Raw genomic sequence first — 12,870 nt, 5'->3', positions numbered from 1 at the left:
ATGGGAGATCGGGCGTGGCGGACACAATCGCTTCCGGCAGCAGGGCTGGCACCGTCCGGCGTGGCATTCGTCTTCCTCTGTGGCTCATCCGCGTCATCTGGCTGCTGATCGTTCCACTGATGTTTGTGGCTCTCGGGTTCTGGCAGGAGCAGCGGGCCGCAGCGACGCTCGACGAGTATCGGCAGGCCGGACAGGAGTTGCCGGACGCCCTTGCCCAGCTCCAGCGGATCGAAGCGAAGAATCCATCGGCCATCGTCACCCTGGGCGGACCGGATGGCCGCCGCACGCCGGTCTCCATGGCCATCGCCGGGGTCCGCAAGGCCATCGACACGATGGAGGAGGGCGCCGAAGTCTCGCAGATCCGCTATCCGTTGAGCTGGGGCACGATGGCCGGCGGCCTGCTGGCGTTCCTTGCCGGTCTGACCGGGTTGCTGGCGGCGCGGGTCGCGGCCCTGCGGGCGCGGCGGTCACGCGACGCCCTGATCCGCAGCTTCGACCGCTTGAGGCGGGGGCTGCCCTTCGTGCTTGCCGCGGTGCTGGTCGGTCTCAGCATTGCCGGCGTCTTGGCCTCACTGTTCGAAGCGGCGAGCCTGTGGTACTGGGACCATCTGTCGGCTGGCAGCGTCAAACTCTTCGCCGCTGCCGTGATGCTCGCCGTGCTCGCCGCCTACAGTGCCGTTATGGCGGTGATCGCGATGCGCCGCGTCTTCGATCTCTACAGCATGGAACCGCTCGACATCCGTGGCGTGGTGGTGAACCGGGAGGAGGCGCCCGGCCTCTGGCGGTTCGTCGAGGATCTCGCGGCCCAGCACGAGGCGCTGATGCCGGACAGCATCCTGATCGGCCTGACCGAAGGCTTCTTCGTCACCGAAGCGCCGGTCCGGCCGCTCGGGGGGGAGCGGGTGCTGTCGGGTCGTACCCTTCACCTGCCGGCGCCCTGCCTGCCGCTGATCGGTGAGACCGAACTCGCGGCGGTCATCGGCCATGAGCTTGCCCATTTCTCGGGTGGGGATACCAGCTACAGCCGGCGCTTCGCCCCGATCCATGCCGGATTGTGGCGGACCCTGACGGCGCTCGGCGAGCGCACCGGCACCGGCGGCTTCCTGCTCGCTCCGGCCCTGCATCTCGGCTTCCACACACTGGAGAGCTTCGATGTCGCCGTCGCCCAGCACCGGCGGCAACGCGAGTTGGAGGCCGACCGCCGGGCCAGTCTGGTCAGCGGTCCCGAGAGCGTTCCCCTTGCCCTGCTGCGCACGGCGACACTGGCGCCGGTCATCGTCGGGACGCTGAATGACGCCTTCTCCGTCCCCGAAACGGCCGGGCCGGATCTGATGGCCGAAATCCTGCGGCGCGTCGAGAAGGGTCTTCCCGATCCCGCCGCGCATCTGGAGGAGTGCCAGCCCCACCCGACCGACAGCCACCCGACCACCGTCCTGCGCATCGGCAGCCTTGGCGTCCAGCTCGACGAGCATCTGCTGGCGCGTGCCGGCCGCGGACCGCGGGCCGACGACACCGGCCTGCCGCATCGGCTGTTCTCCGACTGGACCGGGATTTGCCAGGCCTTGACGGCGGCATTTCTCGACGAGGCGCGGGAAGCGCATCGGTTGAACCGGGAAGAGCTGGAGGCCGCCGCCGCCGCAGTTCCGGTCGAGCACACCGTGCTTTACGAGAACGGCAGGCCGATGATCTGGGCCATGGGTTTCATCGCGGCGATGTTCGCCGTCTTCGCCATCTGCACCGTTTTCTTCGGGCGGGAACTCGGCCTCGGCAGCGATCCGGGGACGAGGGCATTCGTCGGGGCGGTGGCCGCCGCGGGGATCTGCTTTGCTTTGGGCTATGCGGCCTGGATCCGCCACAAGACGAAGGTGCCGTTGATGACCCTGACGCCCGACGCCCTGGTCTCGGCGCGGCTGCGGGAGGCCATTGCCTGGACCGACGTGGCGGGAATGCAGGTGTCGGCATCGCGCCGGCTGGCGCTGGTGCTGGCGCTGCATCAGGAGGCGCCCTTGCCCAACCGGATCGGCTTTTCCCTTTACAACAAGGTCAACAGGCGCAATCGGACCGTGGTGCTGGAGGCGATGGGCATCCGCGGGATGAAGGCGGCGGAATTCGAGGCGCTGGTCAGCCGCTACCTGTCCGCCGCCTATGCCCGCCGCCGGCTTGCCGGAGGATGATGCGCTGACCGGCAGGTCTCAGGTCAGGCCGCCGGTCTTGTTTTTCGCCAGAACCCGTCGGCGATCCGCTTGCCGTCGCTTTCCCGCAGAATATCGAACCAGCGGATGCGCGCGCTTCCCTCGTCATGGACACCGCAGCGGCGGACGATCACACGGTCGCCGGGGTTGATGTTGCCGTAATAGAACACGTCGCGATCGGTGACGATCCACCCGGCCCCGGCCGGGCGCTCCAGCGCCCAGTCAGCCCGGTCCATGATCGTCGGGAAGCTGGCGAAATAGAGAAAGCCGGCGCCGTTGAAGTCGGCGGCCGGGCAGGGATCGACCAGGATTTCGCCATCCGGCTGGCGCGCGGTCCGGCGGAATCCCCAATGCTCGTCCCAATCGTCCCGCCGGAAGCGCTGGCACCGTGCGGCGAAGGGAGACGCCGGGGACAGGACGGGGATCAGTCTCGGCGCCGGATGGGGCAGCGCGCGCAGCACGCTCAGATTGTCGCCCGCCACCGCCCGTTTCAGGAAGATGGATTGCAACGTGACGGTTCCGACCGGCCTGCCATTCGCATGGACAGTCTGGATGCTGAGATACTGGGTTCGCGAGGTTCGGACGATCCTGCCGTCGATGGCGAGCCGGTCATGCTCGGCCACCTCGTCCAGACGGGCGCCGTCCAGCGAGAGGCCGGTGAAGGTGGCGTAGAGCGTCGCGCCCTCGCTGTCGCGGAAGTCGGGCAAGGGCTGTCCGAACAGATCCGCCAGCATCAGCCAATGCCGGTGCCCGCACTCCTTCAGCAGCCAGTGTTCCGACAGCCCATTCAGGCCAAGCTGCGGCATGCCCACCGTGATCGGCCCGCCAATGGCGGCGGAATGGCTGGACGCTATGGGAGCAACAGACGTCAGGGCAACGGACATGGGTGTTCCCCGCTTCGGTCAGGTGAGGGCGACGACCGTGACCGTCGCTTCCGGGTCGTTGGCGAAGCGGGCGGCTTCGGCATCGATGACGGCGATCTGGCGGGCTGCCCGCGAACAGGGGAAACCGAACTTCGCCGCCACGCGGTCGCTGGCGATGGTCAGGGCGGTGCGGCTGATGTGGACGAAGTCGGCGAGGCGATAGATTTTCCCCTCCTCCAGATGTTCGCGGATCACCAGGGACGGCGAATAGCAGTCCGAGAGCGTGCCGTCGGGCCAGCGCACGCGGAAGTTCATTTCAGGCATGGGCAAGGCTCCTTTGGCCGGTCAGGAAACGGGTGTATTCGGCGACATGGCGGGCGGCGCAGGTTTCCCAGCTGAAGCCGGCGGCCCGCTGCAGACCGGCACTGCGCAGCGCGTCTGCCCGCCGCGGTTCCAGCACCGCGCGCATCGCCCGCGCGATGGAAACGCTGTCGAACGGATCGACCCATTCGGAGTCGCCGGGTGCCAGATGTTCGGTGAAGGGGGCGATGGACGGGACGATGGTTGGCGTGCCGCAGGCCATCGCCTCCAGTACGGCCAGCCCGAACCCCTCGCGCAGCGATGGGAAGACCAGCGCATCGGCCAGCCGGTAGAGCGACGGCATCGCCGTGTCGGGCAGCGGCCCGGTGCGGATCACCGCCCCGCCGGGACCGGTGGAAAGGTTGCCGTCGACAAGGCGCGCGTTGAAGTCCCGCAGTTCCGGGCTGTGGTCGAGCAGCGAGGCACCGCCGGCGACGATCAGCTGCGCGTCCGGGCGGTCGCGCCGGATCTGGCGGAAGGCGTCGAGGATCCTGACGCTGTTCTTGCGCGCCTCGACCCCGCCGACCGACAGGAAGAGCGGCCCGCCGGCCAAGCCCAGGCGGTCGCGCCACTCCGCATCCACAGCCCTGGACTCCGGGATGAAGCGGCTGCGGTCAACGCCGTTGCTGACGATGGCGGCGTCGATGCCGTACTCCTGCGCCAGCACGTCCCGCCACAGCCGGCTGACGCACAGAACCCGGTCGGCGGAGCGGATCGCCCGCATCTGCAGGGTATCGACCGTCGGGTCGCCGAACCCATCGATATGGTGGACGGTGTAGAGATAGCCGGCGATCCGACCCTGGTCCCGCAGGTCGGCGAGCGCGTTGCCGCTGATGCCGTCCTGGGCGTGGTACAGGTCGAACCGTGGCGCGGCGGGCTGGTTGAAATGGGCGACATAGTCGGCGATCCGGGTTTCGACCAGTGCCCGCAGCCCCACTTCCTTCGGCACCGGCCGGGCCGGCACGCCGACGGTTTCGCAGCGTGTTTCCCGGAAGAAGCCGTGTCCGGCCGGATCCGGCGCATGCACCACGGCACGATGGCCGAGCGCGGCCAGCGTGTCGCCAAGCTCCAGGGCATGGACAACGCCGCCGCGTGGATTGGTGGAATGGGCGAGGATGGCGACCGACAGCGTCATGCCAGCGTCTCCACCGCAAGGCCGGTCGTGCCGCAGCCGATCAGGGGCCGGTCGGCGAAATCCCACAGCGGCACCGTGTCCGTGCCGTCGGTCAGCGTAACCTTGCTGCCCCGCCGCACCTCGCCGATGGTCGTGCAGGCAAGGTCGCGGGCGCGGAAACGGGCAGCCACCGTTGCTTCCTGCTCCGGAGCCACACTCAGCAGGAAGCCGAAGCTGGGAAAGGACAGCAGCCAGCGGTCGAGCGGAACGCCGTCCGGCCGTGGCACTGCGGCGACGTCGATGACGGCGCCGGCACCGGAGCATTCCAGCAACATCAGCGCCGTGCCGACGGTCCCCGCCATGCTGATGTCCTTGGCGGCGCGGCACAGCCCGTCCTCCGCCAGTCCCGGCAGCAGGGCGAGATCGCCGCGCAGCCGCGCCGGCGGGGCGGCGGTGGCGGCGTCGTAGAAGGGGTTGGGTTCGTGATAGCGGCCGCGCAGATCCACCGCCATCATCAGCCGGTCGCCCGGCCGGGCGTCGAAGCTGGTGAGCAGCGGCCCGGCCCGGCCGACGATGGACACCGCCAGCTGCGGGCGGTCGCTGCGGCTGTTGGTGTGGCCGCCGACGATGGGCACGCCGTAGGCGGCCGAAGCGGCCCGCAGCCCGTCGAGGATGGGCCGGGCCTGCTCCTCGCCGCAGCTCCACAGCGCGTCGACGACGGCGAGCGGTCGGCCGCCCATCGCCGCGATGTCGCTGACATTCACCATCACGCCGCACCAGCCGGCGAACCAGGGTTCCGCCGCGACGAAGCCGTTGACGAAGCCTTCGGCGGCGACCAGCAGATGGCCGTCGCCATCGGGAATGGCGGCACAGTCATCGCCGACCGGCACCGCCCCGCCTCCGCCGACACCGAGCGTGCCGACCACCGCGGCGATGTCGGCCTTGTGCGCGAAGCCGGGACTGGCGCGCAGCCGGTCGGCAAGTTCCGACAGCGACGGGAGGGCGGCACTCATGCCGCTCTCCGCGCCAGCGTCAGGAAGCCGGCCGCACCGTCATGGATCGGCGGATAATGGGCGAGATCCGCCTCCATATGGTGGTGGGGCCGGCCGTGCAGCATGACCTCCGCCACGGTGTGCCAGCGCAGCCGCCGGAACAGCAGGGCATTCTGGCTCTGCACCAGGGCGTGGAAGCGGCTGCAGCCGCGCGCCGTCGCCGTGCAGACCGCCATACGGATCAGCGACGCCCCCAGCGAGCCGGCCCGCCGATGGTCCGCCGCCACCGCCAGCCGCGAGCCGATCCATTCCCCCGGCTCCGGTTCGTGGATGCGAACGGTGCCCACCACCCGGTCCGGCATGCCGCACAGCTCCGACAGGGCGACGATGGTCAGCGCCCGGTCGTCGATGGCGTCGCGGTCGTCGCCGTCGAACAGGCCCTGTTCGACACAGAAGACCTGCCGGCGCAGGGCCGCCGCCTGCCGCAGTTCCCAGCCTTCGGTCGCATGCTTGATGCGGTGCAGGCCGGGAACGAACGGCCGTTCAGGGAGCGGGTTCGCGATGACGGAAAACAACGGGCTGTCGGACGTCGTGGTCTCTGCCATGGGGCTGGCTCCCTGGGAGGGCGGTACGGGAGAACGGTATGGGGATCAGGCGGCGACCGGCTGGCGGGCGTCGATGCGGGCGCGCATCGCCTCGGCCAGATAGGCCGAATCCTCGGCCACGCCCAGGAAGCGGCCCGACCCCCAGGTGTTCAGCCAGGGCAGCCCGATGAAATAGAGCCCGTCCACCGGCGACACGCCGCGCCGGAACTTCGGATTGCCGCGGCCGTCGAAGGCCGGCAGCTCGATCCAGCCATAGTTGGGGCGGAAGCCGATGGCCCAGACGATGGCGGAAATACCCTCGGCGGCGCAGTCGATGGCCGCCGGGATGTCCTGCGGCGCCCAGACCGGGACGAAGGGCGGCTCTTCCGGAGCGTCGATGCCGGCCTTGGCGATGTAGGCGTCGATGTCGCGCCGGATCGAGACATAGACCTCGTCTGCGTCGTCGAGGTTCTTCGCCAGATCGTCGGCGAAGCGCACGGTGGAGCCGTCCATCCCCGCCATGCTGCCATAGAGCTTGACCCCCTGCAGGGCGAAGCGGCGCAGGTCGATCTCGTGCCCGCCGGCGCGGCCGGACATATAGTGGTTGGTCTTCTCCTTGGCGCGGTCGCCCAGCGGGTGCTTGTCGACCGTCAGCTTGTAGTAGCCCATCTCCATCAGCCATTCCGTCGCGTCCTTGCCGCGATAGCTGCGGGGAGAACGCGGGGCCGGGCCGACGCACAGATGGACCTGCCGGCCGGCGATATAGAGATCCTCCATGATCTGCACGCCCGACTGGCCGGAGCCGACGACCAGCACGGCGCCCGGCGGCAGCTGGTCGGGGTTGCGGTAGTCGACCGAATGCATCTGGACGATGTCGCGCGACAGGGCGTGGGCGTAGGGCGGAACGATCGGGATGTCGTAGCCGCCGGTCGCCACCACCACCTGGTCGGCGGTCATCGGCCCGTCGCTGGTCTCCAGATCGAACCCGCCATGCGCGCCGCGCGACAGGCGGGTGACGGCGACGCCTTCGCGGATCGGCGGCTTCACCATCTCGGCGAAGCCTTCCAGATAGGCGACGATCTCGTCCTTCACCATGTAGCCGGTGGGATCGGACCCCTGGTAGGGGTAATCGGGCAGACGGCACTGCCAGTTGGGCGTGACGAGGCAGAAGCTGTCCCAGCGGTCGCTGCGCCAGGAATGGCCGATCCGGTTCTTCTCCAGAACCAGATGCTCGATGCCCTGCTTCTTCAGATTGTGGCTGACCGACAGGCCGGCCTGTCCGCCGCCGACGATGACGACCGGGAAATGGGGAACGCTGCTCATGGGGGAAACTCCGGGAAAAAGGGTCAGTCTTCGAAGAGCGACAGGGCGGAACAGGCGCCGCATTTGCCGCAGCCGGCCTTGCTGTCGGATGCCCGCATGCCGGCGCCTTTCAGCATTCCGCCGACAGCGGACAGCAGATCGTGCATGAAGGCGGGGGACGGGGCGGGGTGGTCCTCCAGCGGCGTGCCGGAGACCGGGACGAAGGGGACGACGAAGGGATAGACGCCCATCCCGATCAGCCGCTCGGCCATCTCCAGGATCGCCTCGCGGCTGTCGCCCAGCCCGGCCAGGATGTAGGTGGAGACCTGCCCGCGACCGAAGACCGGCACCGCCGCCTCGAAGGCGCTGTAGTAGCGGTCGAGCGGGACGCTGGCCTTGCCGGGCATGATGCGGGCGCGCACCTCCGGCGTCACCGCCTCCAGATGCATGCCGAGCGTGTCGATGCCGGCGGCGCGCAGGCGGGCGAACCAGCGGTCGTCGTCGGGCGGTTCGCACTGGCCCTGGATCGGCAGATCGACCGCCGCCTTCACCGCGGCGGCGCTCTCGCACAGGATGGCGGCACCGCGGTCGGGGGTGGGCGGCGTGCCGGTGGTCATCACCATATGGCGGACGCCATCGAGCAGCACGGCGGCCCGCGCCACCTCGGCCAGCTGTTCCGGCGTCTTGCGGGCGATGGTCCGCCCGGCCGCCAAAGACTGGCCGATGGAGCAGAACTGGCAGGTCTTGGTCCGGCTCTGGTAACGGATGCAGGTCTGCAGCACCGTCGTCGCCAGCACGTCGGCCCCATGCAGGACGGCGATCTTTGAATAGGGGACGCCGTCCATGGTCTGCAGCGCGTAGAAGCGCGGCTGACGCGGGAAGGTCACCCGTCCCATCGCCACCCCGTCGCGCCGCACCAGGCTGGCCCCATCGGGACCGGGCGGCTCGGCGACATAGGGGGAGGCGAAGGCGCCGGCGGTGTGGACCGGCACCATCACGGTGCGGCCGTCCACCGTCATCGCCTTGTGGTCGCTGGGACCGGCGCCGCCGCGGCGGCTGGGCGCCCCGGCCCGCGGATCGGCCAGCCGGACGCCGAAGGACTGGAGTTCGGTGATCAGCCGGCTAGCGGGCAAGCTGGAGGAGCTGGGCGTCGTCATGGTCGGCCTCGGCTTTGGGGGAGGGGACGATTGCAGGGGCGGGGTTGGTCGTCGTCATCGGCACGGCAGGCCGATTGTCGAGGGTCAGCGACAGCAGTTCCGGCCGGGCGTAATGGCCGACCGAATCCATCATCCGCTTGCGCTTGGTGATCAGACTCATGTCGAGGTCGGCGACGAGGATGCCTTCGCCCGAGGTGAGCGGCGGCACCACATGGTTGCCCTCCGGCGAGACGATGGCGGTCATGCAGCCGCCGCGCAGGGCCTTCTGCAAACCGGCGTCTGGGGTGATCGACTGGATCTGCTCGTCGGTCAGCCAGCCGGTGGCGTTCACCACGAAGCAGCCGGATTCCAGCGCGTGGTGGCGGATGGTGACCTCGATCTGGTCGGCGAAGATCTGGCCGACCAGCGATCCGGGAAACTGGGCGACGTGGATTTCCTCGTGCTGGGCCATCAGGGCATAGCGGGCCAGCGGGTTGTAATGCTCCCAGCAGGCCAGCGCCCCGACCCGACCGACGGCGGTGTCGACGACGGTCAGCCCGGCGCCGTCGCCCTGACCCCAGATCATGCGCTCGTGATAGGTCGGGGTGATCTTGCGTCGCTTCAGAACCAGCCGGCCGTCGGCGTCGAAGACCAGCTGGGTGTTGTAAAGCGAACCGTGGTCACGCTCGTTCACCCCCAGAACCACCACCACGCCGTTGGCGCGGGCGGCGGCGGCGACCGCCTCGGTGACCGGGCCGGGCACGACGACCGCCCGCTCATAGAGCCGCAGATGGTCGGCGCCGGCCAGGACGGGCGGGCGCACGAAGGAGAAATAGGGATAGTAGGGGACGAAGGTCTCCGGGAAGACGACCAGAGCCGCTCCTTGTGCGGCGGCGTCGGCAATCGCCCGGCACACCCGCTCCACCGTCCCATCCGCGCTGTCCAGGTCGGGAGCGATCTGCACCGCCGCCACCCGCACCGTTCTTTTCTCCATCATGCTCCGCCCTCCAGACTTACGCTTAAGATGCCGTTACAGCGTCCAGGTGTTCAGAATGAATGCATTCGCTTTGCGGTGGAGCAGGACGATGTCCAGCACGTCCAGCGGATTGATCGGGCGCACGCCGGGGATCAACGCACCTTCGCCATGGCCGTAAAGCGCCTGGAGCGCAAAGCGGCAGGCGTAGACCTTGCCGCCTTCCTCCATGAACTTGACGATCTGCTTGTTCATCGCCTGATGGCCCGGGAACGCCTCGTCGCCCAGGGTCGGGAAGCCGCGCTGGACGCCCAGGGTCACGCCGGGGCCATAGAGCAGCACCGAGGTCTCGAAGCCCTTGCGCAGCAGCCGGGTCGCCTGCAGCAGGTTGACCAGCCCGATGGACCCCTCGAATGCCACGGTGTGGAAGGTGACCAGGGCCTTTTCTCCCGGCTCGGCCTTGACGTCCTCGAACACCTTCTCTTCGTAATCCACCAGGACATCGCCGGTCTGGTTTTGCGGCTTGGTAACGGCAGGCATGGATCGCACTCCTTTTTTTGGTCTCGGCGTCTTCGGGATCGACGCCCCCGGCGCCGGGCTGTCCGCTGCTGGCGTGACAGTGTCCGGCGTCCAGTCATCAGCAAAGTGCGTGCCAGTCACTTACCCCGTCACTTTTCTGGCGGAACTCCTATATTTCCATACAATCAACATCAGAAACGCGCATAATGAATGCCGTCAAAGCGACGGTTTCCGCCCAATGATCGGGCTGCTGGTGGCGCGATTTTAACCAATCCGCCCGACTGCTCATGGTTTAGGCGGAATCCCCGTGCCATCGTGGCATCGCTTCGCAAAGGTCTGGACGAGTAGCGACGGGAGGTGCGGCATGCTTCACCGGAGGGAAGAAATGGCGGGAAACAAAGGGCCGCGGAAGTTTGTCGCGGGGTCTGAGCTGGTGGTTGCCACGGATGGGGCGGGGCGCTTAGGATGCGCCGTTCCGTCCGGGGCGGGGTGCCTCCGGAACGGGCGCTGCACAATTTGGATCCATGCGCTGGACGTGGTTTGAATGCAAACGCTACAAGGTCAGTCTCTGTCTCCCGTCGGGCGCCCGCACCCCTGGCATGCGGTGATCCACGGCAGCGAAAAGCCACGCTACGTCGCGATCGCCGACGTGATCGCCGACGACATGCGCAGTGGCCGGCTGCCACCCGGCGCCCGGCTGCCGGCCCAGCGGGTGTTGGCCGAGGCGCTGGAGGTCGATTTCACCACGGTCGCCCGCGGGTATCAGGAGGCGCAGCGGCGTGGCCTGATCGAATCCCGCGTCGGTGCCGGCACCTTCGTCCGCGACGGGGCCGCGGCAGCCCCTTGCGCTCCGGAACCGCTGCTAGCAGCGGATGCTGCCGCCACATCCATTGCCCAATCTTCCATCCGGTCCACCGCGCGCTGTTCCGCCGATCTGTCGATGAACCTGCCGCCGGACGTCGACGATCCGGAACTGCTGGCGCGCATGCGGACCGGTCTGGCGGAGGTCGGGCAGGATCTGGTCGATCTGCTGCGCTATCAGGAGTTCGGCGGCGCCGAAACAGGACGGCAGGGCGGCGTCGACTGGCTGGCCTTGCGTGGCCTTTCGGTGCGGTCGGACGGGCTGCTGGTCTGCGCCGGCACTCACAGCGCCCTGCATGCGGTGCTGGGCGCGCTGGCAAACCCGGGTGACCGCATCTGTGCCGAAACGCTGACGTATCCCGGTCTGCGCGGGCTGGCGGCGCAGCTGGGGCTGGAGGTGATCGGCCTGCCGATGGACGAGGACGGCATCCTGCCCGATGCTTTCGCCGAGGTCTGCCGCACCCGTCCGCCCAAGGCGCTCTACTGCAATCCGACCCTGCAGAACCCCACCACCGTCACCCTTTCGGCGGAACGCCGTCAGGCCCTCGTCGACATTGCCCGTCTGCATGGCGTCGCCATCGTCGAGGATGACGCCTATGGTGCGCTGCCGGTCGGCGGTCCGGTTCCGATGGCGGCCCTGGCGCCGGACATCGTCTTCCACATCGCCGGTGTGGCGAAGATTCTTGGAGCCGGTCTGCGCGTCGCCTATCTGACGGTTCCCGAGGCCCGCCATGTCTGGCAGCTGTCCGCCTTCCTGCGGGCGACGACGGTGATGGCTTCGCCATTGACCGTGGCGCTGGCGACCCGCTGGATCGGCGACGGCACGGCGCAGGGTATCCTGGCAGCCATTCGCACGGAATCGACCCTGCGCCAGACCATCGCCCGTGGCATCCTGCCGGGATCGGCCCTGCGCTCGAAGCCCGAAGCCTTCCATTACTGGTTGCCGCTGCCCGAGGGATGGAGCCGGTCGAGCTTCGCCGCGACCCTGCGCGGGGCGAAGCTCGGCATTGTCGTCAGCGACGCCTTCTCGGTGAACAGCCCGGCGCCTGAGGCGGTCCGGCTCTGTCTGGGAGGCTGCGACCGCGACGAGACCCGCAGTGCGCTGGAGATGATCGCCCACACCCTGTCGCGGCCGCCGGAGCTGGCTTCCGTCTTTCTGTGAAGCGCGCCTCCTGCTCAGGTGAACCAGTAGCGCGTTAGGTGGAAGAACAGCGGCGCCGAGAACACGATGGAATCGAGGCGGTCGAGGACACCGCCATGCCCCTCGATCATGGTGCCCCAGTCCTTGACCCCAAGGTCGCGCTTCATCGCCGACAGGACAAAGCCGCCGAAGAAGCCGGCGATCACGATGATCAGCGACATGCCCGCTGCCTGCAGCGGCGAGAAGGGCGTGATGACGTGCAGACCGGTGCCGATGGCGACGGCGGTCAGCCCGCCGCCGACCAGCCCTTCCACCGTCTTGGACGGGCTGATGCCGGGTGACAGCCGGGTCTTGCCCCACAGCTTGCCGAAGACGTACTGGAAGACGTCGCTCAGCTGCGCCACCGTCATCAGATAGAGCAGCAGCAGGGCGCTGGGCAGCCGGTAGCCGGGGATGTCGAGCCACAGCAGGGCCGGCGCGTGGCTGGTGCAATAGACCGCCAGCATCAACCCCCATTGCGCCTTGGCGGTGCGGGTCAGGAAGTCGGTCGGATCGGCGCCCAGCACCGACAGCGACGGCAGCGCCATGAAGACATAGACCGGGATGAAGATCGAGAACAGCCCGTACCAGCCGATCGCGATCAGCCAGTATTGCAGCGGCACGACCAGGAAGAAGGACAGGAACAGCCCGGCATGGTCGCCGCGCCGGGTCGGCGTCAGCGTGATGAACTCGCGCAGCGCCAGATAGGACAGCAGGGTGAACAGCACCAGCGTCACCACGCTGCCCAGCAGCATCGCCGCGGCGAACAGCGCCACCATCACCCACCAGGAGCG

General features: G+C 68.6%; 12 protein-coding genes. 2 read left to right on the top strand and 10 right to left on the bottom strand.

Annotated features, from left to right (window positions below; translation table 11 throughout):
* The coding region (locus I71_RS08210) for a M48 family metallopeptidase (RefSeq protein ID WP_083897046.1) at positions 1-2,174 on the top strand (2,174 nt) is incomplete at its 5' end.
* 23 nt (positions 2,175-2,197) lie between these two features.
* On the opposite strand, the gene I71_RS08205 is transcribed toward I71_RS08210, so the two are convergent.
* The 9 genes from I71_RS08205 to I71_RS08165 are packed head-to-tail and all read right to left on the bottom strand — an operon-like array spanning position 2,198 to position 10,056.
* Complete coding sequence (locus I71_RS08205; RefSeq protein ID WP_042693701.1) at positions 2,198-3,076, bottom strand: Pnap_2097 family protein; 879 nt, start codon at positions 3,074-3,076, stop codon at positions 2,198-2,200.
* A gap of 18 nt (positions 3,077-3,094) precedes the next feature.
* A complete protein-coding gene (locus I71_RS08200; protein WP_042693699.1) occupies positions 3,095-3,379 on the bottom strand; it encodes an MSMEG_0570 family nitrogen starvation response protein in 285 nt (94 codons plus the stop codon).
* Positions 3,372-4,550, bottom strand: a complete 1,179-nt coding sequence (locus I71_RS08195; RefSeq protein ID WP_042693697.1) for an MSMEG_0565 family glycosyltransferase — start codon at positions 4,548-4,550, stop codon at positions 3,372-3,374. Before I71_RS08195 ends, I71_RS08200 begins: the two co-directional genes overlap by 8 nt.
* Complete coding sequence (locus I71_RS08190; RefSeq protein WP_042693696.1) at positions 4,547-5,542, bottom strand: sll0787 family AIR synthase-like protein; 996 nt, start codon at positions 5,540-5,542, stop codon at positions 4,547-4,549. The genes I71_RS08195 and I71_RS08190 overlap by 4 nt, the downstream gene beginning before the upstream one ends.
* Positions 5,539-6,126 carry an MSMEG_0567/Sll0786 family nitrogen starvation N-acetyltransferase gene (locus tag I71_RS08185; RefSeq protein ID WP_083897045.1) on the bottom strand — a complete coding sequence of 196 codons (588 nt, stop codon included), beginning with the start codon at positions 6,124-6,126 and terminating at the stop codon, positions 5,539-5,541. Before I71_RS08185 ends, I71_RS08190 begins: the two co-directional genes overlap by 4 nt.
* 45 nt (positions 6,127-6,171) lie before the next feature.
* Positions 6,172-7,428, bottom strand: a complete 1,257-nt coding sequence (locus I71_RS08180) for an MSMEG_0569 family flavin-dependent oxidoreductase (protein WP_042693695.1) — start codon at positions 7,426-7,428, stop codon at positions 6,172-6,174.
* Between the two features lie 23 nt (positions 7,429-7,451).
* Positions 7,452-8,564 carry an MSMEG_0568 family radical SAM protein gene (locus I71_RS08175; RefSeq protein WP_199902128.1) on the bottom strand — a complete coding sequence of 371 codons (1,113 nt, stop codon included), beginning with the start codon at positions 8,562-8,564 and terminating at the stop codon, positions 7,452-7,454.
* Complete coding sequence (locus tag I71_RS08170) at positions 8,530-9,540, bottom strand: Nit6803 family nitrilase (RefSeq protein ID WP_042693694.1); 1,011 nt, start codon at positions 9,538-9,540, stop codon at positions 8,530-8,532. The genes I71_RS08175 and I71_RS08170 overlap by 35 nt, the downstream gene beginning before the upstream one ends.
* Positions 9,541-9,573: 33 nt before the next feature.
* A complete protein-coding gene (locus I71_RS08165; RefSeq protein WP_042693693.1) occupies positions 9,574-10,056 on the bottom strand; it encodes an MSMEG_0572/Sll0783 family nitrogen starvation response protein in 483 nt (160 codons plus the stop codon).
* 523 nt (positions 10,057-10,579) lie between these two features.
* Here I71_RS08165 and I71_RS08160 point away from each other — a divergent pair.
* Positions 10,580-12,058: a PLP-dependent aminotransferase family protein gene (locus I71_RS08160; RefSeq protein WP_083897044.1), complete on the top strand. Its 1,479-nt coding sequence runs from the start codon at positions 10,580-10,582 to the stop codon at positions 12,056-12,058.
* Positions 12,059-12,072: 14 nt separating this feature from the next.
* Here I71_RS08160 and I71_RS08155 read toward each other — a convergent pair.
* Positions 12,073-12,870: phosphatidate cytidylyltransferase (locus I71_RS08155; RefSeq protein WP_042693686.1), on the bottom strand; the 798-nt coding region annotated here is incomplete at its 5' end.

Origin of the sequence: Azospirillum sp. B506 (assembly GCF_000333595.1) — a bacterium.
In the GTDB taxonomy this organism is placed as follows: Bacteria; Pseudomonadota; Alphaproteobacteria; order Azospirillales; family Azospirillaceae; genus Azospirillum.
The sequence above is the reverse complement of the archived record's forward strand: the minus strand, read 5'-3'. Positions and strand labels throughout refer to the sequence as shown.